The organism is Pantoea sp. ICBG 1758 (genome assembly GCF_002928325.1).
Lineage (GTDB): Bacteria > Pseudomonadota > Gammaproteobacteria > Enterobacterales > Enterobacteriaceae > Pantoea > Pantoea eucrina.
The window spans coordinates 23,090-42,273 of sequence record NZ_POWL01000007.1 but is presented as its reverse complement, the minus strand read 5'-3'; the positions used below and the strand labels follow the sequence as shown (position 1 = coordinate 42,273).

Here is a 19,184-nt window from a genome sequence, read left to right as displayed (position 1 = left end):
GCACCGAATGTGCCTCATCCCTGCAAATTATCCAGCGCCATATTAAGCCGCAGCACGTTCACCGTCTCTTCGCCGATAAACGGCAGCAGCGGACGCCCGGTGTTACGCGCAATCAGCGCCTCAACGTCTTTCAGCGTCATATTGCGCGCTGCCGCAATGCGCGGTGCCTGCCACAGCGCGGCTTCAGGAGAGATATCCGGATCCAGGCCGCTGCCTGAAGCGGTGACCAGCTCCACCGGCACCGCTGACGGCGCCTGCGGATTCGCCGCCCGCAGCGCGGCCACGCGCGCGGCGACGGCGCTGTCCAGCGCCGGGTTACTCCCGGCCAGGTTGCTGCCACCGGAAGCCTGCGCGTTATAAGGCCGCTCCGCCGTGGCCGATGGCCGACCCTGGAAATAGCCGGGCTGAGTGAACTGCTGCCCAATCAGCGCTGAGCCGCGCACGCTGCCCGCCTGCCTCAGCAGCGAACCGCTCGCCTGCTGCGGAAACCACCACTGTGCCAGCCCGGTGGTCAGCAGCGGATAGAGAACACCGGTAAACAGCATCAGCACCATAAACAATACAACAGCCGGACGTAACTGACTCATCTCTCTTCTCCTTACACCAGGCCTGACAGCGTGAGCAGCAGGTCAATCGCTTTAATACCGATAAAAGGCACCACCAGCCCGCCCGCACCGTAAATCCACAGATTGCGTCGCAGCAGCGCTGCCGCGCTCACCGGCCGGTAACTCACCCCTTTCAGCGCCAGCGGAATAAGAAACACAATCACCAGTGCGTTGAAGATCACCGCCGACAGGATCGCGGAGGCGGGAGAGTGCAGCGCCATGATATTGAGCATACTGAGCTGCGGGTAGGTCACGGCAAACGCCGCCGGAATGATGGCAAAATATTTCGCCACGTCGTTGGCGATGCTAAAGGTGGTCAGCGACCCCCGCGTCATCAGCATCTGCTTACCGATATGCACCACCTCCAGCAGCTTGGTCGGATTCGAGTCGAGATCGACCATGTTCCCCGCCTCTTTCGCCGCCTGGGTGCCGGAGTTCATCGCCACCGCGACATCCGCCTGCGCCAGCGCAGGCGCATCGTTGGTGCCGTCGCCGGTCATCGCGACCAGCCGTCCTTCTGACTGATACTGACGGATCAGCGCCAGTTTAGCCTCCGGCGTCGCTTCTGACAGAAAGTCATCCACGCCCGCCTCTGCGGCGATAGCCGCTGCGGTCAGCGGGTTGTCGCCGGTGATCATCACGGTTTTAATGCCCATCCGGCGCAGTTCAGCAAAACGCTCTTTGATGCCGCCTTTGACAATGTCTTTCAACGCCACCACGCCCAGAACCTGCGCGCCTTCGGCTACCACCAGCGGCGTGCCGCCCGCGCGCGCGACCTCCTCAACCCGGGCGTTGACCTCCGCCGGAAAGCGTCCATTGCCGGCGTCGATGTAGCGGCGCACGGCGTCCACGGCGCCTTTACGGATCAGCCGATCCTGCACGTTCACGCCGCTCATGCGGGTCTGAGCGGAAAAAGGGATAAAGCTGGCGCCCATTGCGCTGAGATCGCGTTCGCGCAGGTTAAACCGCTGCTTCGCCAGCACCACAATGCTGCGTCCTTCCGGCGTTTCATCTGCCAGAGAGGCGAGCTGTGCCGCATCCGCCAGCTGCTCTTCGCTGACGCCTGGCGCGGGCAGAAACTGCGTCGCCTGGCGATTACCGAGCGTGATGGTGCCGGTTTTATCCAGCAGCAGCACGTCAACGTCCCCTGCCGCCTCCACCGCGCGTCCGCTGGTGGCGATCACGTTTGCCCCCAGCATGCGGCTCATGCCCGCCACGCCAATGGCCGACAGCAGGCCACCAATCGTGGTGGGAATAAGACAGACCAGCAGCGCCACCAGTACCGTGACGCTGACCGGTGTACCGCCGTACGCGGAAAATGGCCACAGCGTGGCGGTCACCAGCAGAAATACGATGGTCAGTGAAACCAGCAGAATGGTCAGCGCGACCTCATTCGGGGTTTTACGACGTTTTGCGCCCTCCACCATGGCGATCATCCGATCGAGAAAGGTTTCGCCCGGATTGACGCTGCACCGGATCACCAGCCAGTCAGACAGAATGCGCGTGCCGCCGGTAACGGAAGCAAAATCACCGCCGGACTCGCGTATCACCGGCGCCGATTCGCCGGTAATGGCGCTCTCATCTACCGACGCGCCGCCCTCCAGTACATCGCCGTCGCACGGGAGCACATCGCCCGCCTCAACCAGGACCACGTCACCTTTGCGCAGCGTATCCGCAGAGACTGGCTGCCATGCAGCACCATAGTGCGCTGCCGCAAGCTTCTTCGCCTCGCTGGTTTTCTTAATGCCTTTCAGGCTGTTGGCCTGCGCCTTGCTGCGCCCTTCCGCCAGCGCTTCTGCAAAGCTGGCGAACAGCACGGTTATCCAGAGCCAGAAGGCAATGGCGCCGGTAAAGCCGGCGCTGCCGCTCAGCCAGCCCGCCAGCATGCCGCCGGCCAGCAGCGACGTCAGCACGCTGCCCAGCCATACCAGAAACATCACCGGGTTGCGAAACTGCACGCGCGGATCGAGTTTTTTTACCGCATCCAGCAGCGCGGTGCGGGTCAGCTGCGCATCAAACAGCGCCAGTTGTTGACGACTCATGATTGCGTTATTCCTGAATCAGTTGCAGATGTTCCGCGACCGGCCCAAGCGCCAGCGCGGGAATAAAGGTCAGCGCACCCACCAGCAGCACGGTGCCTGTGAGCAGGCCGATAAACAGCGGGCCGTGCGTCGGCAGCGTACCGTTACCCGCGGGCTGAACGTTTTTCGCCGCCAGCGATCCGGCAATCGCCATGACCGGAATAATGATGCCGAAGCGGCCAGCCAGCATGCAGACGCCGAGCAGCAGGTTCCAGAACGGCGTGTTGGCGCTGAGTCCGGCAAAAGCGCTGCCGTTGTTATTTGCCGCAGATGAGACCGCATAGAGTATTTCGCTGAATCCGTGAATGCCGGGGTTGGCCATCGCCGCGCGACCGGCATCGGTCATCAGCGCCAGTGCGGTACCCAGCAGCACCAGCGCGGGCGTGACCAGAATCGCCAGCGCGGTCATTTTCATCTCCCACACGTCGATTTTTTTACCGCGATACTCCGGCGTGCGCCCGATCATCAGCCCGGCGATAAACACCGCCAGCAGAACGAACAGCAGCATGCCGTACAGCCCTGCGCCCACGCCGCCGAATACCACTTCGCCCAGCTGCATCAGCCACATCGGCACCATACCGCCCAGCGCGGTAAAGGAGTCATGCATTGCATTAACCGCGCCGCAGGAGGCTGCCGTGGTAATTACCGCGAACAGGCCCGAGTTGAGTATGCCGAAGCGCGTCTCCTTGCCCTCCATGTTGAGCGCGCTGTCAGCGCCCAGCGCCAGGAAATGCGGGTTGCCCCGTACCTCTGCCCACATCACCGCCGAGGCCGCGAGGACAAACAGAATACTCATGCTCCACAGCAGCATATGGCCCTGCCGGCGATCGTTCAGGTGCTGCCCGAACGTAAAGCAGAGCGACGCCGGGATCAGGAAAATGCTCAGCATCTGAACAAAGTTGGTCAGGGCGGTCGGATTCTCAAACGGGTGGGCAGAGTTCGCGTTAAAGAACCCACCGCCGTTGGTGCCGAGCATCTTGATGGCTTCCTGTGAGGCTACCGGACCGAGCGGCAGCGTCTGCTGTGCGCCCTCCAGCGTGGTAAGGGTGTGATACGCCGCAAAGCTCTGGATGGTGCCCTGGCTGACATAAAACAGCGCAATCACCAGGCTGAGCGGCAGCAGGACGTAGAGCGTGATGCGCGTCAGGTCACGCCAGGCGTTGCCGAGCGTCGCCAGCGAGCGGTTAGCAAACCCGCGCATCAGGGCAAACGCTACGGCGATACCGGTTGCCGCAGAGAGAAAGTTTTGTACCGTCAGCCCCGCCATCTGGCTGAAGTAGCTCAGGCTGCTCTCACCGCCATACGCCTGCCAGTTGGTATTGGTGACAAAGCTTACCGCAGTGTTAAACGCCAGATCCCAGCTCAGGCCCGGCATCTGCTGCGGATTAAGCGGCAGCGCCCCCTGCAGCATCAGTATCGCCAGCAGCACCACGAAGCCCACGGCGTTAAACAGTAGCAGCGCCAGCAGATAGTGCTGCCAGCGCATCGCCGCTGTGCCGCTGCCCGTCAGCTGCCACAGCAGGTGCTCGGTGCGCGGCAGCAGCGGTTTATCCGCCACCAGCCGCGCCAGAAACCGACCCAGCGGCTGCGCCAGCGCCATCAGCACCAGCAGAAACAGCGCGATCAGTAAGAATGCATTCGCCGCCATCAGAATGCCTCCGCATTAAGCAGGGCATAAACCAGATAGCCCAGTAACAAAATCAGCAGCACAATGCCCGCTATTACGCCCACGCTCACAGCAACCTCCGGAGTAGTCAGTAGTGCGACAAGCATGCGCGGCGCGGCATAAAGAAGGGATAAAAAGGCGGAGGACGGGCGTAAAGAAAGTATAAATATGGCGTAAAATTAAGCGCTTTCCAGCGCCCAGACGCGGTTAAGGTCGATGTTCTGCCACAGCGACCCCTCTTCAGCACCGGTAATGCTGTCGGTACAGAAGCTGTCGCCTAAATCGACAATTTCCGGTTTCACTTCGCGCCGGGCATGCAGCGACCAGAAGACGTGCAGTTTAGGCTTCAGCAGCGATTTTTCACCCGCCTGCACCACCAGCGCGACCCGTCCCGATGCCAGACGTACCAGCGATCCGACCGGATAGATGCCAATCGACCGTACAAAACTGTGCAGCAGCGCGGGATCGAAATGGCCGCGCCAGCTCAGCATATTGTGCATCGCTTCTGCAGGCGTCCAGCCTTTACGGTAGGGACGATGCGAGGTGAGCGCGTCATAGACATCACAGACGGAGGCCATGCGGGCATAGAGCGTGATCTCCTCGCCGCGCAGGCCGTGCGGGTAGCCGCTGCCGTCAAATTTTTCGTGATGATGCAGCGCCACATCCAGCAGATCGTAGCCCGCATCCGCCTCCATCAGCATCTGCGCGCCAACAATCGGGTGTTCACGCATGACCGCGAACTCATCGTCGCTCAGCTTGCCGGGCTTATTGAGGATCGCCAGCGGCACGGCCGCTTTGCCGACGTCGTGCAGCAGGCCAGCCATGCCTGCGCGACGCAGCCGGTCGGCCTCCAGCCCCAGTTTCTTCCCGAGCGAGATCATCAGCCCGCACACCGCCATGGAGTGCAGATAGGTGTAGTCATCGTGATTTTTCAGGCGCGCCACGCTGAGCAGCGCTGAAGGCTCACGCGCAATCGATCCCGCTATCTGATCAACCAGATCGAGCGTGAAGCTGAGATCGAGGCGCTGCCCCATACGGGCCTCATTAAACATCGCCAGCACGCGCGGCTTGCCCTGGGCGAAAATCTGCTGCGCCTGATCCAGCTCGCGGAAAAAGGCACTCTCCGCAACCGGCGCTCTGACGGGCTGGCTGTGCGGGATCGGCACCGACTTATCGAGATCGATCCAGACCTGGCGGATCCCTTCACTGCGGATCATGGCGATCTGGCGGCGGTCAGTGATCAGCATAAGGTTGCGAATGCGCCGATCTTTCAGCCACCAGACCTCAAGTTTGTGGATAAACATGCCCTCTTGCAGTTCGTCCACGGAAATCAGCTTTATCACACGTACTCTCCTGACTCGCTGTGGATGGTCAGGAGGGGTATCGGCAGCTGATCAAAAAATCTTCAGAGGCGTTTTGTGCGGCTGTGAGCCCGCCGGTAAAGCGCACATTTTCCCGCGGGTGCCCTTTACCGGTGGCGGTGAACAGACTACCGGCTCAGAGCGCCTTCGCCCTGCTCACGGCGCGGCGTGCGCGTCTGGCCCGCAGGCGTCTGGCTCTTTGCGCGCTGAATCGGCCCCATCACCAGCAGAAACAGCAGGGCCGCGATAATACAGTGCGCGCCAACAAACAGCAGGCCGACGCTGTAGCTGCCGGTCAGGCCGACGATAATGCCAAACAGCAGCGGCGTGATGAAGCCAGCCATATTGCCGATACCGTTGAAGATGGCACCCGCCAGCCCTACCGCCTCTTTTGGCGCGGTATCGCTGACAATGGTCCAGGTGCCCGCGCCCGCCGCCACGCCCTTGCCGAAGAACGCGAAAGACATGATAGCGATAATACCGGCGTTGCTCGGGATCACCGCGGCCAGCGTCAGCGAAGCCGCCATCACCATACCGGCGATAAACGGCCCCTTGCGCGCCCAGGAGAGGCTCCAGCCGCGCGCCAGCAGCCTGTCAGAGAGGAAACCGCCGCTGATGCCGCCGAGAAATCCAAACAGCGCCGGCGCAATGGTGGCAAAACCGGCATCCATGATATTCATGCCGCGCGCCTGAACCAGATAGATAGGGAACCAGGTAATGAAGAAGTAGCTGAGTGCAATCGTGCAGTACTGCCCCAGATAGGCGCACCACAGCATGCGGCTGCTGAGCAGCAGTTTAAACATGCGTTTATCGACCGGAGGACGGGCTTTCAGCGTCTCTGCGGCATCAATATCCACCAGCGCACCGCCCTGCTCAATGTAGTCCAGCTCGCTTTTTGTCACGCGCGGATGCTGACGCGGCGTGTGCATCCACGCCATCCAGCCAAACACGGCCAGAATGCCGATGGTGCCCAGCACAAAGAACGGCCACTCCCAGCCAAACCGCATGACCAGCCAGCCTGAGATGGGCGAAAAAATGGCGACGGCAAAATATTGCGCCGAGGCAAACAGCGATGAGGCGCGGCCGCGTTCGGCTCCGGGAAACCACATAATGACCGCGCGGGCGTTGGCGGGAAAGCTCGGCGCTTCTATCAGCCCCAGCGCAAAACGCAGCGCAAACATCAGCGTCAGCGTCATGGTTACGCCAGCGGAGAACTCACCGACAAAGCCCATCAGCAGCGTGGAGACCGACCAGAGCACCAGCGTCGCGCCGTAGACTTTTTTGGTGCCAAAGCGGTCGAGCAGCAGGCCGCCGGGGATCTGACCAATCACGTAAGCCCAGCTGAAGGCGGAGAGGATCAGGCCAAGCTGGATCGCTGAAAGACCAAACTCCTCTTTGATTGCGGAACCGGAGATCGACAGGATCGAACGGTCAGCATAGGCCACTACCGACAGAAACAGGATCAGACACAGGATCCAGAGGCGCACACGGCTGGTTTCACTGCGGGTTTGACGTTGCAACATAGGCTCAGTTCCTTGAAAGGGGAAGCGTCCTGTCGCGATGCGACAGGGATCAGCAATACCGCGCAATCTTTACTGTTCAGCAACTATAGAAAGCGGGCTGGTGCGCGGTCATTGTGCGGTTGCAGGGATCGGCAGGTTAAAAACGGTCCCGCTTTCAGCGTTTGGCACAATGCCGCGTGCTGTGCCGCACAGATTGCCGATCTTTCTCCGGTGACCGCCGCAGAGTGTGCGCCAGGCGAAAGAAAAGGCGGCTGGCGCTGGCTATGTGGGAGCCGATCTGTGCTCCCGGCAGCAAAACGCGCACCGGCAGATTGTCAGGCTTGCGCGCCGATCGTAGTCTCAAATGGTTGCAAAAGGTCATTTTTAATTTTACTGAAATATTTGTTCCACCCTCTCTTCTCTCATGCTCTGGAGTACGCAATGAAAACAGTAAAAGCGGTGCTGCTGGTGGGATTGCTTTCGGCTTCTGCGTCGTCGCTGGCGGATAAAATCGGCGTGTCGATGGCCTACTTTGATCAGAACTTTTTAACCATCATCCGCCAGTCGATCGATAAAGAGGCGAAAGCGCGCGGGCTGGCGGTGCAGTTTGAAGATGCACGCGGCGATGTCGGCCGTCAGACCGATCAGGTACAGAGTTTTATCGGCGCGGGCGTGGATGCCATCATTGTCGATCCGGTGGACTCGGCCAGCACGCCGCAGCTGACCCGTCTGGCACAGCAGGCAAAAATTCCGCTGGTGTATGTGAACCGTACGCCGGGCGATAAAACGCTGCCGCCGGGAGTGGTGTTCGTGGGCTCGGATGAGCGTGAGTCGGGCACGCTGCAGATGGAAGCGCTGGCTAAAATGGCTGATTACAAAGGCAATGTGGCGATTATGATCGGCAATCTCACTGATGCCGGTGCCCTGCAGCGCACGAAAGATGTGGAGCAGGTGGTAGCAAAATATCCCGGCATGAAAGTGGTGCAGAAACAGCCGGCTAACTATGCGCGCAACGAAGGCATGGATTTAATGCTTAACTGGCTTGGCAACGGCGAGGCGATTGATATTGTCGCGGCGAACAACGATGAGATGGCGATTGGCGCAGCCATGGCGCTGGCAAAAAGCAACAAAAAGCTGCTGATTGGCGGCATTGACGCCACGCCGGATGGTCTGCAGGCGCTGGCGCAGGATAAAATTCAGGTCACCGTATTTCAGGACGCCATCGGCCAGGGCAAAACGTCCGTTGAGGTCGCGCAAAAGCTGATTGCCGGTGAAAAAGTCGCTTCTCACGTCTGGATCCCGTTTGAGCTGGTCACCAAAGAGAATATGCAGAACTACGTTAAAAAGAGCCAGTAGCCCCGCCTGAGAACGCAGCAGAGCCGCACGGTGCGGCGGCTCTGCTGTCAGCTCTTCTTTTCGTGCGCTTCAGAAGGCGCGCGCAGCGTCACTGCGGGTCGCGCAGTTTCGCCATCACCACAATATCGTGATAGTCGCCATCGCGCAGGCACGCTTTGCGCTTTACGCCCTCATGCTCAAAGCCCAGACGCGTATAGAGGCGCAGCGCGCGCGCGTTGTCATGAAACGCTTCCAGCTCCACGCGGATAATCCCCATCCAGTTAAAGGCGTAGTCGAGCCCGGTGCGGATTAGCTGCTCACCGATGCCGCGTCCGGCAAACGCCGGATCAACGCTGATGCCAAAGCTCAGGCTGTGGCGGGTGCGCAGCCGCTGTTCGGTAAACAGCGTCAGTTCGCCCACCAGCTGCCCCTCCAGCTCAGCGACAAACGCGATATAGCCTTCAGCGTCCATGCGCTCAAATTTTTTCTCCCACGTGGCCACGCTGGGAAAGGGCAGCTGCGTGGTCCAGCGATATACCTCTGGCTGACTGTAGAGACGCTGGTAAGCCGCGGCGTCGCGCGGTTCGCGGCCGCGAATCTTTATCTCCATATCCGTGATCTCCGTCTGATTGCACTAAGCTGTTAACTCTGACCTTCCGGAAAGAGTGACCCTATGTTGTTTCGCCGTTTTGAACGTTTTATCAATATTTTTCAGGATGCACCAACGGATTCTCCCCCTGCCACCCTCGGCGCGTTCTACCGCTACTATCTGCGTCAGGTATGGCCAGGTTTCGCCGCGCTGCTGGTAGTGGGCCTGGCGCAGGCGCTGATTGAAGTGGCGCTGTTCAGCTATCTCAGCCGCATTATCGACCTCGTCAGCCATGCCACGCCGGCGACGCTCTTCAGTGAACACTGGCCGACGCTGCTCTGGATGGCGGCGGTGGCGCTGATCCTGCGGCCGGTGGTGATCGCCCTGCACGACCTGCTGGTTCACCAGAGCATCAACCCCGGCATGACCAGCATGATCCGCTGGCAGCATCATAACTATGTACTGCGCCAGAGCCTGAACTTCTTTCAGAACGATTTTGCCGGCCGCATCGCCCAGCGCATCATGCAGACCGGCAACGCGCTGCGCGATTCAGCGGTACAGCTGGTGGACGCCATCTGGCATGTGGTGATTTACGCCGGTACCTCGCTGGTGCTGTTTGCAGAAGCGGACTGGCGGCTGATGATCCCGCTGGTAATCTGGCTGATCGCTTACAGCCTGTCACTGCGCTTTTTTGTCCCGCGCGTGAAGCAGCGGTCGGTGGTCTCTTCAGAGGCGCGATCGCGCCTGATGGGCACCATTGTGGATGGTTACACCAACATTGCCACCATCAAGCTGTTTGCGCATACCGATCTGGAGAAGCGCTACGCACGCGAGGCGATTCAGGACCAGACCGACAAAACCCGCCACGCCAGCCGCATGGTGACCAGCATGGACATCACGCTCTCTGCGCTCAATGGCCTGCTGATTGTCAGCACCTCCGGGCTGGCGCTGTGGCTCTGGAGCCAGTCGCTGATCAGCGTCGGCGCCATTGCACTGGCGACCGGGCTGGTGATCCGGCTGGTGAATATGTCAGGCTGGATCATGTGGGTGGTGAACGGTATTTTTGAAAATATCGGCATGGTGCAGGATGGGCTGGGTACTATTGCGCAGCCGCTCAGCGTCCAGGATGCGCCGGCGGCGCCACCGCTGCGGGTGACGCGCGGTCAGATCCGCTTTGAAGATGTGCGCTTTGATTATGGCACTAACCGTCAGGTGATTAACCGGCTGAATCTGACGATTAAACCGGGTGAAAAAATCGGCCTGATTGGCCCTTCCGGTGCCGGTAAATCCACGCTGGTGAATCTGCTGCTGCGCCTGTATGACCTCAACGGCGGCCGCATTGCGATTGACGATCAAAACATTGCGGATGTGACTCAGGCGAGCCTGCGCGGGCAGATTGGTATGATCACGCAGGATACCTCACTGCTGCACCGTTCCATCCGCGACAATCTGCTCTATGGTCGTCCCGACGCCACGGAAGCGGAGCTGCAGGCGGCCATCACGCAGGCGCGTGCCGATGAGTTTATTCCGCTGCTCTCTGATTCTCAGGGGCGCACCGGGCTGGAGGCGCACGTCGGTGAGCGCGGCGTCAAGCTCTCCGGCGGTCAGCGACAGCGTATCGCTATCGCCCGCGTGCTGCTCAAAGATGCGCCGATTCTGATTATGGATGAAGCCACCTCGGCGCTGGACTCTGAAGTGGAAGCGGCCATTCAGGAGAGCCTGGAGAGCCTGATGCAGGGCAAAACGGTGATCGCTATCGCCCATCGTCTGTCGACCATTGCGAAGATGGACCGGCTGGTGGTGCTGGAGCAGGGGGAGATCGTGGAGATGGGCAATCATCACGAGCTGCTGGCGCAGAACGGTCTCTATGCCCGCCTGTGGCAGCATCAGACCGGCGGTTTTGTCGGCACCGATTAATCGCCACGCCGGAACGGCAGGGCTGCACGCGCCTCATCGGCCCAGTCGTGCACCCCTGCCCGTTCCTGCTGCAGAAAATCCTCCACCGCCGCGCGCAGTCCCGGATGCGCCAGATAGTGCCACGAGTGCGTTATCACCGGCTCAAAACCGCGCACCAGTTTGTGCTCACCCTGCGCTCCCGCATCAAAGCGCTGCAGCCCTTCTGCGATAGCAAACTCCATGCCCTGATAGAAACAGGTTTCAAAATGCAGGCGGTCAAACTCTGCCAGACAGCCCCAGTAGCGGCCATAAAGCGTGGTGCTGTCGCACAGGTAAAAGGCCATCGCGGCAGGCCGCTCATCCAGCGTGGCGATAACCACGCGAATCGCCTGCGGCATACGCTCTGCCAGCAGACTGAAAAATGCACGCGTCAGGTAAGGACGCTGGCCGCGTACCGCATAGGTGCTGACGTAGCAGGTGTAGACAAAATCCCACTGATCCTCCCGCAGTTCATCACCGCGATACCAGCTAAAGACAAAGCCGCTCTGCTGCACCAGCTCCCGCTCTTTGCGCAGCTGCTTGCGTTTACGCGACATCAGCGTATCAAGGAAGTCGGCAAAGTCGCGGTAGTGACGGTTGTGCCAGTGATACTGCAGGCCGAGGCGCATCAGCCAGTCGGACTGCTCTGCGATCAGGGCATTGGCGGGCGGCGTGGTGAAGTTGATATGCGCCCCGCTTATCTGTCGCGCCAGCAGCGCGTCCGGCAGCGCGGTCAGCAGCTGAGTGATGGCGGACGCTTCGCCCAGCAGACGCTGCCCCGTTACCGGACTGAACGGAACGGCACCGAGCCATTTGGGGTAGTAGCGGATCCCCGCGCGCTGGCACGCCTCGGCCCAGGCCTGATCGAAGACATATTCTCCGCGCGAGTGGGATTTAACATAGCCCGGTAGCGCAGCGACGGTTTTGCCCTGCTCCCGCCAGAGCAGGTGTGCCGGCTGCCAGCCCGTTTCAGCGCGCACGCTGCCGCTCTCCTCAAGGGTGGTCAGAAAGGCGTGGCGTAAAAAGGGCTGATCGTCAGGCAGCAGCGCGTCCCATTCAGCAGCCGCGATCTCCGTCAGTGATGATAGAAAATGCAGTGACATGCAGCTCTCCCGGCCAGGGGCGCCCTTTATGACGCCCGGATGAATGCGTATACGATACGTCACGGCGCCCTTTCCCGCCATGATGCAATGCAGGGGCGGTGCGAGCTGCGGCCAGGGGCGCATTAATGCACCCCCTGCGATGCCCCGTAGGGGCGCCATTAATGGCGCCCGGGTTAATGCGCGGGCGGAACGTGATGACGCCATTAATGGCGCCCTGGGTTAATGCGCGGGCGGAACGCGATGACGCCGGCGCAGTGCGAGCTGCGGCCAGGGGCGCATTAATGCACCCCCTGCGATGCCCCCGCAGGGGCGCCATTAATGGCGCCTTGGGTTAATGCGCGGGCGGAACGTGATGACGCCATTTATGGCGCCCGGGTTAATCCGCGTGCGAAACGCGATGACGCCGGTACGGCGCGGTGCGCGTTGCGGCCAGGGGCGCATTAATGCACCCCCTGCGACGGAATTCCTGCCCGGGAGCGCCGGTTGATGCGTATACTCTGGCTTTGGCCTGCCTGGAGAGAAGATGGATCGACTTGATTGTGACCGGATGTTTGTCGCTGTACTGGAGACGGGCAGCTTTGCCGCTGCGGCAATGCGCCTTGGCGCCAGCAGCGGGCAGGCGTCAAAGCTGGTGTCGCGGCTTGAGCAGCTGCTGGGCGTTCAGCTGCTCAAACGTACCACGCGGGCGCTCTCTCCGACCGATGCGGGCCGCGCTTACTATGAACGCATTAAAACGCTGCTGGATGCGTTTGATGCGCTGGATGACGCTATGCGCGAAAATGCCAGCCTGCCCTCTGGCCGGCTGCGTATCAGCGCGCCTGGCACCTTTGGAACGGCGGTACTGGCACCGGTGCTGGTCGCGTTTGCCCGTCACTATCCGTTAATCGAGCTGGACGTCAGCTTTTCCGATCGCGCTGTCAATATCGTGGATGAAGGGTTCGATCTGGCGGTGCGCATCGGCCGCCTCGATGACAGCAGCCTGATCGCCCGGCGACTGGGTGACGTGCCGGTACATATTGCCGCATCGCCGGCCTACCTGCTCCGGCATGGCACGCCACAGCACTGGCGCGATCTCGCCCGACACCAGTGCATCAGCGACACCAACTTTCGCGATCCGTGGAACTGGCCTTTTGTCACGGCTGCAGGCGACAGCGCCACAGTACCGATCCGCGGCCGCCTCTGTTTTTCCAACACCGAAGCGTGCCTGCACGCTGCCGTCGCCGGGCTCGGTATCGCCCGCCTGCCCGGCTTTATCGCCACGCCCGCTCTGCAGCGTCAGGAGATTGTTACGCTGCTGGCGGAGTTTGCGCCGCCGCCCATGGGGCTGTTTGCACTTTACCCCTCTGCCCGTTTTCTGGCGCAGAAAACCCGGCTGCTGATCGACTTTCTGGCCAGCCACTTCCTCCATCAGCCGCCCGCCTGATTACTTCCATTTCGGAAAGAATGAAAGCCGTTTTGCCTGGATTATCACCAGGCCCGCGGCGCGCTACTCTCTGCGCCCTGATTACACAGGAGCAGCGTTATGTTAGTGAATGGCAAATGGAGTGAAGCCTGGCATCCGGTACAGGCCACCGATCGGCAGGGTGGATTTGTACGACAGACCTCGCAGTTTCGTCACTGGATCAGTGCTGATGGCACAACCGAATTTGCCGCAGAGCCGGATCGCTACCATCTCTACGTGGCGCTGATCTGCCCGTGGGCATCGCGTACGCTGATTGCGCGCAGCCTGAAAGGTCTGGAACAGGTGATTACTGTTTCCGTGGTTGAACCGCAGCTGGGCAGCGCCGGCTGGCGCTTTGGCGATTATCCGGGGGCGCAGCGCGACACGCTGAACCAGGCTGAGTATCTGCATGAACTCTATACCCGCGCCGATGCCGCTTTTACCGGACGCGCCACCGTCCCGGTGCTGTGGGATAAAAAGACGCAGACTATCGTCAATAACGAGTCGGCCGATATTCTGCGCATGCTGAACAGCGGCTTTGGCGATCTGGCTGACGATCGCCTGGATCTCTATCCCGCCGATCTGCGCACGGAGATCGATGCGCTGAATGAAACGATCTACACCCGGTTAAATAATGGCGTTTATCGTACCGGCTTTGCCACTACCCAGGTAAGTTATCAGCAGGCTTTCAGCGACGTTTTTGCGCAGCTGGACGAGCTGGAAGCGCTGCTGAAAGATGGCCGTACCTTTGTGCTGGGCGAACGCCTGACTGAAACCGACATCCGGCTGTTTGTCACGCTGATTCGTTTTGACGCCGCCTACTATGGCCTGTTCAAATGCAACCTGCGTCGTCTGTGCGACTATCCGCTGCTGGATCGCTATCTGAAAAGCGTTCTGGCGGTCTCGGGCATACGACAGACGGTGAACATGGACCATATCAAACAGGGCTACTATTCGATTAACGCTCTGAACCCCAACGGCATCGTGCCCGCCGGGCCGGATATGGCAGCGTACGGTTTTTAAGGAGCAGGCATGGCAAAAGCACTGGTTATTTTTCTGCATGGCGTTGGCAGCAGCGGTGACGATCTGGCGGTGCTCGGGGAGCACTGGAGCGGGCTGCTGCCCGACGTGGCGTTTGCTTCCCCCGACGCGCCCTGGCCATTTGAGCATGCGATGGGCTATCAGTGGTTCAGCCTGACCGGCGTTACGCCGGAGAATCGTCCGGCGCGCGTGCGTGCGGCGCGCGATGCATTTGATGATACGCTGCAGCGCCTGATGGCGCAGCACGGCATGCCGGATGCCTGGGAAAACGTTATTCTGGTCGGCTTCTCGCAGGGATCGATCATGGCGCTGGATGCACTGGCTTCAGGACGCTACCCGCTGGCCGGCGTGGTGGCATTTTCCGGCCGGCTGGCATTCGACGAACCGCTAACCCCGCAGCCCTGCGCTTCCGCGCTGCTGATCCACGGCAAAGCGGATGAGGTGATCCCCTTCAGCGAAACAGCGTCCGCCGTCAGCCGGTTACAGGCGGCAGGCGTTAACGTAACGGCCGCTTTCGAAGCCACCACCGGCCACACCATCTCGCCGCAGGGCGCAAGAGAGGCGGTAACCTATATTGCGCAGTGCCTGCAGGATTAGCGCCAGCAGCGATTCAGCGCCTGCCAGGCGCGCCGTGCGCTCTCTGCCGCCGGCTGCGCTTTCAGCTGGTCATTGAATACTTCAATGCCAACCGGACCAGCATAACCGGCTCGCTGCAGGCGACTGACAAAGCTGGCCACATCAATAATGCCGTCGCCCGGCAGCAGCCGCTGGTGACGCGCATAGTCGCTCAGCGCCTGATTATTCTGCGGCGGCTGTTCAGCCATATCGCACAGCTGGACTTCATAGATACGGCTGGCCGGGATGCCCTCAAGGTGCGACGCGTCACCACCCAGCGCGCAGATATGAAACAGATCCACCACCAGGCCAACATTAGGCAGATCAAGACGCTGCAGGCGCTGCCAGGCAAGCGGCAGCGTATTGTCCACGCTACTCCACGCCATAGGCTCATACATGATGCGCATCTCATGGCGCGCCGCTTCCGCCGCCAGCCAGCGCAGATCGTCATCAATGCGTTCCGGGATGCAATCCTGTCGCGTGGTGGCAGGCGCCTGGATGGTGTCGCAGCCAATCGCACGCGCCAGCCGGATAAACTGCTGCAGCTCCTCACGCTTTTGCTGGCGCTCGCTGTCCGGCGCGCCGGTAAAATCGCGCAGCACCTGCAGATTAGTGAAACGGATCGCGGAGTGCGCTAAGTGCGCCGTCTCCATCTTTTCTACATCCTCGCGCCAGATTTCAGCCTGATCAAACCCTGCATCCTGCGCCGCGCGCAGCTTTGCTGCAGGCTCGCCCTGCAGCAGGACCAGATTAAGAAAAAGTGGATTGCCCGGCATGGTTACGCTCCTTTGCGTCTGAACAGAATCCTCCCTGACGGGCCGCTGGCGGGCGCTCAGCCGAGCAGGTTAACCACTGCAAAGCCCGCAAAGGTCATCAGCAGCGAACCCACGACATGCACCAGCACGCTCGACATTGCCCACAGGTATTTACCTGATTGTAGCAGGCTGACAATTTCTGCTGAGAAGGTAGAAAACGTGGTCAGGCCGCCGCACAGACCGGTAACGATCAGCAGTTTCCATGCCGGATCGAGCTGTGGGTAACGCATAAACCACGCCAGAGCGGCGCCAATAATGAAACCGCCCACCAGGTTGACGATCAGCGTGCCTGGCGGCAAATCAGGAAACAGCGCGTTAAAACGTAGCGAGATAAGCCAGCGCAGGGTGCAGCCAGCAGCTCCGCCGACGATTACGGCACACAGCGACTTCAGCATAATTTGATCTCCGGAATGAAGCGCGCGTAACGGCAGCAGGAAACGAAAAACGCCTGACCCGCCGCCCTCTCCGCGCAGGGATAAGCGTATAGTCAGGCGTCATCAGCCGTCTGAAAACAGCGGCGGTTGGATCGGGTGGTACGCCATCACCCGTGCTGAGATAATACGCTATCGCCGGTAAACGATCACCCTGCCGGCAGCAGCGCCGGGTTACGGTCAGACCACCCGGTGACGCAGACGACCGATTTTTTCAATCTCCACTTCAATCTCATCACCCGGGAACATAAACAGCGGTGGCGTACGCTTTTTGCCGACGCCGCCGGGCGATCCGGTAATAATAACGTCTCCCGGCGAGAGCGGGCTAAACGCAGAGATATACTCAATAATTTTCGCCACCGGATGCACCATACTGGCCGTGGTGTCGTTCTGCACTTCGCGCTGGTTAAGCCAGGTTTTGATCGCCAGCTGCTGCGGATCGGGGATCTCATCAGCCGTGGTCATCCACGGGCCAAAGCCGCCGGTCTGCTGCCAGTTTTTTCCGGCGGTAAACCAGGTAAACTGCATATCGCGGACAGTGGCATCCATAAAGCAGCTATAGCCCGCCACATACGCCAGCGCGTCGCTTGCCGACACCTGCGAGGCGGCTTTGCCGATAATCACGGCCAGCTCGCCCTCATAATCAAACTCTTCGGTGGTCGCAGGCTTCAGCAGCGGCTGTTCATGCGCCGCCAGTGAGTCAGCGAAACGGACAAACAGCGTGGGCGCTTCCAGCGTTTCCGCAAACTCTTTACGTTTATCGGCATAGTTCATACCGACGCAGAAAACTTTTCCCGGCTGCTCAATGACCGGCAGAAAACGAATGGCACTAAACGCATGATCCGCTGGCAGATGCTCAAATGCGGCCAGATCGCTGATACCGCCGCGCGCCAGCAGGGTTTTCAGGTCGGGACAGACGTCACCGAAGCGCAGCCCCAGATCGACCACACCCTCTTTCTGCACGATGCCATAGCTTTTGCGTGCACAATCAATCAGATAAAAACTGCAAAGCTGCATAACCGCCTCGTTATAATAAGAAATGGCGCGCAGCGTATCAAAAGCCAGCCAGAAATGCGGTATGACCTGCAAAGAAAGTGGTGAAGGTTTGTGTCAGTCTGCGTGCGGGAAAGGACAAAGATGAGAGGTGATAATCATCCTTCGATCCCTGAAGGCGATTATCGAGGGTAACTCTGGACGCTTAAGAAAGCGCGCCCGGCGGTACGTGTTTAAAGGTTGCGACATAGGCGCGAAACACATAACGGAAAAAAGCTTTCATGAAACACCTGACTCAAATATTGTTGAAAAATTACGCGCAAATTATAGCGGCAGCGCGTTTTTCATGCAATTTTATTTGAGCCAGATCACAAAATTAACGTTCAGCTCATCAATCCCAGATGCTCGATCAGAATCGTGCTGCCGATACAGATCAGGACCACACCCCCCAGCACTTCTGCCCACTTGCCCAGCACCGGGCCGATAAAGCGTCCCACCAGCACACCGGTTGTCGCCATCAGCGTGGTTGCAGCACCAATGGTCAGCGCGGTGAACAGAATATTAACCTGCAGGAAAGCGAGACCGACGCCGACGGCCAGCGCATCAAGGCTGGTGGCAACCGCCGTCAGCGCCAGCACCATAAAGCCGTGCTGCTGCGGCGCTTCGCAGGGCTCATCTGCTGTCTGGCGGAAACCTTCCATAATCATACGGCCGCCCAGTACGCTAAGCAGACCAAAGGCCACCCAGTGATCCCACGCCATGATGTAGTGACTGGCCGCCAGGCCGATTGCCCAGCCGATCAGCGGCGTCAGCATTTCGATGGCACCAAAAATCAGGCCAGTGCGTAAGGCTTCTTTTATTCCCGGACGGTGCAACGACGCACCTTTACCCAGTGCAGCGGCAAAGGCGTCCATTGACATGCCAAAAGCCAGGATCAGGGTTGCGATGAATGTCATGGGTTTTTAGCCAGTTAGCGAACAAATGCGTAAATCCTCTGCTTTGTTCGTATTAATAAGTCAGTCATAAAAAAGTGCGCGCAGTCTAGCATGCAAACACCCCAAAAAAAAGACAACAAAATCATGGGTTTAAGTATAGCAAAGGCTATAACTCTTAACTGCCGCTATTTTTAACGCTAAGTTGATGGAATCGCAGAAATTTCCTGGCGTCATCTGATTCACAGATTGCACTGCCCGCCCCTTTTATGCGCTAATGCACGCGCAATATTGACAGGAAAAGAGCGATGAAAAACCCTTTCGAAACAATGATTATTCCAGGCGGGATCCTGCTGCTGGGCTTTCTTTCGGCGCTTCTGCTGCCCGCCCCCTCTTTTGGTCTGATATGGGCGCAGCGACTGCAGCAGAGCTTACACCTCCAGGATCTCAACCAGCTCTATACGCTGGTATTTTGCCTGTGGTTTTTGCTGCTTGGCACGCTGGAGTTTTTTGTTATCCGTTTTATCTGGCGTCGCTGGTTTCAGATGCGCTGACCCTTCTCTCAAACGCTTCGCCCGTTAAAATCAGAATCACAGAAATGTAACACTATTTTTACACAAACGGGCGACATATCACGCAACAAAAAATCCCCGTTTCCAGCTCACCATAAATATTTCTTATTATTCAGAATGTTATTTTGTGATACCTGTCACTGTTCAACTTTCAACCTCTGCGACCT

General features: G+C 59.5%; 18 protein-coding genes and 1 riboswitch. Of the genes, 6 read left to right on the top strand and 12 right to left on the bottom strand.

Going from position 1 to position 19,184, the window contains the following annotated elements:
• Positions 1–14: 14 nt before the first annotated feature.
• From kdpC to C1Y41_RS17560, 6 genes are all read right to left on the bottom strand, one after another.
• The gene (gene kdpC, locus C1Y41_RS17585; protein WP_039381048.1) at positions 15–587 is read right to left on the bottom strand and encodes a potassium-transporting ATPase subunit KdpC; all 573 of its coding nucleotides are present in this window, start codon (positions 585–587) and stop codon (positions 15–17) included.
• A gap of 11 nt (positions 588–598) precedes the next feature.
• Positions 599–2,647, bottom strand: a complete 2,049-nt coding sequence (kdpB, locus tag C1Y41_RS17580) for a potassium-transporting ATPase subunit KdpB (protein WP_104085997.1) — start codon at positions 2,645–2,647, stop codon at positions 599–601.
• A 7-nt stretch (positions 2,648–2,654) separates the two neighbouring features.
• On the bottom strand, positions 2,655–4,334 hold the full coding sequence (gene kdpA, locus C1Y41_RS17575; RefSeq protein ID WP_071669266.1) for a potassium-transporting ATPase subunit KdpA: 1,680 nt from the start codon (positions 4,332–4,334) through the stop codon (positions 2,655–2,657).
• Positions 4,334–4,423 (bottom strand): K(+)-transporting ATPase subunit F, encoded by a 90-nt coding sequence (gene kdpF / locus C1Y41_RS17570; protein WP_071669265.1) that lies wholly within the window; start codon positions 4,421–4,423, stop codon positions 4,334–4,336. The genes kdpA and kdpF overlap by 1 nt, the downstream gene beginning before the upstream one ends.
• Before the next feature lie 108 nt (positions 4,424–4,531).
• Positions 4,532–5,695, bottom strand: a complete 1,164-nt coding sequence (locus tag C1Y41_RS17565) for an HD-GYP domain-containing protein (RefSeq protein ID WP_039381059.1) — start codon at positions 5,693–5,695, stop codon at positions 4,532–4,534.
• A gap of 146 nt (positions 5,696–5,841) precedes the next feature.
• Positions 5,842–7,236 (bottom strand): MFS transporter, encoded by a 1,395-nt coding sequence (locus C1Y41_RS17560; RefSeq protein WP_104085996.1) that lies wholly within the window; start codon positions 7,234–7,236, stop codon positions 5,842–5,844.
• Between the two features lie 420 nt (positions 7,237–7,656).
• Here C1Y41_RS17560 and C1Y41_RS17555 point away from each other — a divergent pair, with 420 nt between their 5' ends.
• A complete protein-coding gene (locus tag C1Y41_RS17555; RefSeq protein WP_094112260.1) occupies positions 7,657–8,571 on the top strand; it encodes a sugar ABC transporter substrate-binding protein in 915 nt (304 codons plus the stop codon).
• A gap of 88 nt (positions 8,572–8,659) precedes the next feature.
• Here the strand turns inward: C1Y41_RS17555 and C1Y41_RS17550 are convergent, their stop codons facing one another.
• Positions 8,660–9,160 (bottom strand): GNAT family N-acetyltransferase, encoded by a 501-nt coding sequence (locus tag C1Y41_RS17550; protein WP_071669262.1) that lies wholly within the window; start codon positions 9,158–9,160, stop codon positions 8,660–8,662.
• A gap of 63 nt (positions 9,161–9,223) precedes the next feature.
• Between C1Y41_RS17550 and C1Y41_RS17545 the strand changes: the two genes are divergently transcribed.
• A complete protein-coding gene (locus C1Y41_RS17545) occupies positions 9,224–11,056 on the top strand; it encodes an ABC transporter ATP-binding protein (protein ID WP_039381067.1) in 1,833 nt (610 codons plus the stop codon).
• Here C1Y41_RS17545 and C1Y41_RS17540 read toward each other — a convergent pair.
• The gene (locus tag C1Y41_RS17540) at positions 11,053–12,177 is read right to left on the bottom strand and encodes a GNAT family N-acetyltransferase (protein WP_039381070.1); all 1,125 of its coding nucleotides are present in this window, start codon (positions 12,175–12,177) and stop codon (positions 11,053–11,055) included. The two genes, C1Y41_RS17545 and C1Y41_RS17540, sit on opposite strands and share 4 nt — an antisense overlap.
• A 523-nt stretch (positions 12,178–12,700) precedes the next feature.
• On the opposite strand from C1Y41_RS17540, the gene C1Y41_RS17535 reads away from it, so the two are divergent.
• The 3 genes from C1Y41_RS17535 (at position 12,701) to C1Y41_RS17525 (ending at position 15,256) form a co-directional block, all read left to right on the top strand.
• Entirely contained in the window at positions 12,701–13,600 is a 900-nt protein-coding gene (locus tag C1Y41_RS17535) for a LysR family transcriptional regulator (RefSeq protein ID WP_104085995.1), read from the top strand.
• Between the two features lie 99 nt (positions 13,601–13,699).
• Positions 13,700–14,641, top strand: coding sequence for a glutathione S-transferase family protein (locus C1Y41_RS17530; protein ID WP_039381074.1), 942 nt, complete (start codon positions 13,700–13,702; stop codon positions 14,639–14,641).
• Positions 14,642–14,650: 9 nt separating this feature from the next.
• Positions 14,651–15,256 (top strand): alpha/beta hydrolase, encoded by a 606-nt coding sequence (locus tag C1Y41_RS17525; protein ID WP_094112041.1) that lies wholly within the window; start codon positions 14,651–14,653, stop codon positions 15,254–15,256.
• Here the strand turns inward: C1Y41_RS17525 and C1Y41_RS17520 are convergent.
• The 4 genes from C1Y41_RS17520 to mntP all read right to left on the bottom strand — a co-directional run bounded on the left by C1Y41_RS17520 (position 15,253) and on the right by mntP (position 18,469).
• A complete protein-coding gene (locus C1Y41_RS17520) occupies positions 15,253–16,050 on the bottom strand; it encodes a sugar phosphate isomerase/epimerase (protein ID WP_071669260.1) in 798 nt (265 codons plus the stop codon). The two genes, C1Y41_RS17525 and C1Y41_RS17520, sit on opposite strands and share 4 nt — an antisense overlap.
• Before the next feature lie 56 nt (positions 16,051–16,106).
• Positions 16,107–16,484: a fluoride efflux transporter CrcB gene (gene crcB, locus C1Y41_RS17515; protein ID WP_039381082.1), complete on the bottom strand. Its 378-nt coding sequence runs from the start codon at positions 16,482–16,484 to the stop codon at positions 16,107–16,109.
• 86 nt (positions 16,485–16,570) lie between these two features.
• A riboswitch (Fluoride riboswitch) is annotated at positions 16,571–16,644 on the bottom strand.
• A 56-nt stretch (positions 16,645–16,700) separates the two neighbouring features.
• On the bottom strand, positions 16,701–17,537 hold the full coding sequence (locus tag C1Y41_RS17510) for a fumarylacetoacetate hydrolase family protein (protein ID WP_104086029.1): 837 nt from the start codon (positions 17,535–17,537) through the stop codon (positions 16,701–16,703).
• Positions 17,538–17,896: 359 nt separating this feature from the next.
• Positions 17,897–18,469 carry a manganese efflux pump MntP gene (gene mntP, locus C1Y41_RS17505; RefSeq protein WP_039381085.1) on the bottom strand — a complete coding sequence of 191 codons (573 nt, stop codon included), beginning with the start codon at positions 18,467–18,469 and terminating at the stop codon, positions 17,897–17,899.
• A gap of 284 nt (positions 18,470–18,753) precedes the next feature.
• Here mntP and C1Y41_RS17500 point away from each other — a divergent pair, with 284 nt between their 5' ends.
• Positions 18,754–18,999: a DUF1158 domain-containing protein gene (locus C1Y41_RS17500; RefSeq protein ID WP_104085994.1), complete on the top strand. Its 246-nt coding sequence runs from the start codon at positions 18,754–18,756 to the stop codon at positions 18,997–18,999.
• The last annotated feature ends 185 nt before the right edge of the window (positions 19,000–19,184 follow it).

Coding starts and splice junctions, on each gene's coding strand:
- C1Y41_RS17545 (WP_039381067.1), top strand. CDS start 9,224: ATGTTGTTTCGCCGTTTTGAACGTTTTATCAATATTTTTCAGGATGCA.
- mntP (WP_039381085.1), bottom strand. CDS start 18,469: ATGACATTCATCGCAACCCTGATCCTGGCTTTTGGCATGTCAATGGAC.
- kdpB (WP_104085997.1), bottom strand. CDS start 2,647: ATGAGTCGTCAACAACTGGCGCTGTTTGATGCGCAGCTGACCCGCACC.
- kdpC (WP_039381048.1), bottom strand. CDS start 587: ATGAGTCAGTTACGTCCGGCTGTTGTATTGTTTATGGTGCTGATGCTG.
- C1Y41_RS17555 (WP_094112260.1), top strand. CDS start 7,657: ATGAAAACAGTAAAAGCGGTGCTGCTGGTGGGATTGCTTTCGGCTTCT.
- C1Y41_RS17540 (WP_039381070.1), bottom strand. CDS start 12,177: ATGTCACTGCATTTTCTATCATCACTGACGGAGATCGCGGCTGCTGAA.
- C1Y41_RS17520 (WP_071669260.1), bottom strand. CDS start 16,050: ATGCCGGGCAATCCACTTTTTCTTAATCTGGTCCTGCTGCAGGGCGAG.
- C1Y41_RS17550 (WP_071669262.1), bottom strand. CDS start 9,160: ATGGAGATAAAGATTCGCGGCCGCGAACCGCGCGACGCCGCGGCTTAC.
- crcB (WP_039381082.1), bottom strand. CDS start 16,484: ATGCTGAAGTCGCTGTGTGCCGTAATCGTCGGCGGAGCTGCTGGCTGC.
- C1Y41_RS17525 (WP_094112041.1), top strand. CDS start 14,651: ATGGCAAAAGCACTGGTTATTTTTCTGCATGGCGTTGGCAGCAGCGGT.
- C1Y41_RS17530 (WP_039381074.1), top strand. CDS start 13,700: ATGTTAGTGAATGGCAAATGGAGTGAAGCCTGGCATCCGGTACAGGCC.
- C1Y41_RS17510 (WP_104086029.1), bottom strand. CDS start 17,537: ATGCAGCTTTGCAGTTTTTATCTGATTGATTGTGCACGCAAAAGCTAT.
- C1Y41_RS17560 (WP_104085996.1), bottom strand. CDS start 7,236: ATGTTGCAACGTCAAACCCGCAGTGAAACCAGCCGTGTGCGCCTCTGG.
- kdpA (WP_071669266.1), bottom strand. CDS start 4,334: ATGGCGGCGAATGCATTCTTACTGATCGCGCTGTTTCTGCTGGTGCTG.
- C1Y41_RS17535 (WP_104085995.1), top strand. CDS start 12,701: ATGGATCGACTTGATTGTGACCGGATGTTTGTCGCTGTACTGGAGACG.
- C1Y41_RS17500 (WP_104085994.1), top strand. CDS start 18,754: ATGAAAAACCCTTTCGAAACAATGATTATTCCAGGCGGGATCCTGCTG.